Annotated in this window: 1 protein-coding gene; it reads left to right on the plus strand. The window is 62.6% G+C overall.

Annotated elements, in window-relative coordinates:
• The coding region (locus tag ACR0EL_RS22285) for a M24 family metallopeptidase (protein ID WP_480502327.1) at positions 1-714 on the plus strand (714 nt) is incomplete at both ends.

The raw sequence follows: 714 nt of genomic DNA on the forward strand, positions 1-714 counted from the left end.
GGATCGGGATCGAAGGCGACCACATGACATTGGCGGCGCGCAACACGGCGCTGGACATGCTGGGCGGACCGGAACTGATCGATATCGCACCTGACACGATGTTTGCCCGCATGGTGAAATCCGCAGAAGAGATCGAGCTGATCAAAGGCGGCGCGCGCACCGCTGACGTGGGTGGAGCCGCCATTCACGCAGCTATCCGTGAAGGCGCCACCGAGATCGAGATCGCCATGGCTGGACGCGACGCGATGGAAGAGGAAATCGCCCGCGCCTACCCGGATGCCGAATACCGCGACACATGGGTCTGGTTCCAGTCGGCGCTTAACACCGACGGCGCACATAACCCGGTGACTAAACGCGCGCTGCAAAAGGGCGATATCCTGTCGCTGAACACCTTCCCGATGATCTCGGGCTATTACACCGCGCTGGAACGCACCCTGTTCCTGGGCGAGCCCGACGCAGACAGCCTGCGCCTGTGGAAGGCCAACGTTGCCGCGCATGAGCTGGGCCTGAGCCTGATCAAACCCGGCGCGACCTGTTCGGGCATCACGGCTGAGATCAACCGCTTCTTCGCGGATGAGGGCCTGCTGCAATACCGCTCGTTCGGGTATGGCCATTCCTTCGGCATCCTCAGCCACTATTACGGGCGCGAGGCCGGTCTGGAGCTGCGCGAAGATATCGACACGGTGCTGGAACCCGGCATGGTCGTCTCGATCG

The sequence above is a fragment of the Ruegeria sp. AH12 genome, from assembly GCF_056541465.1.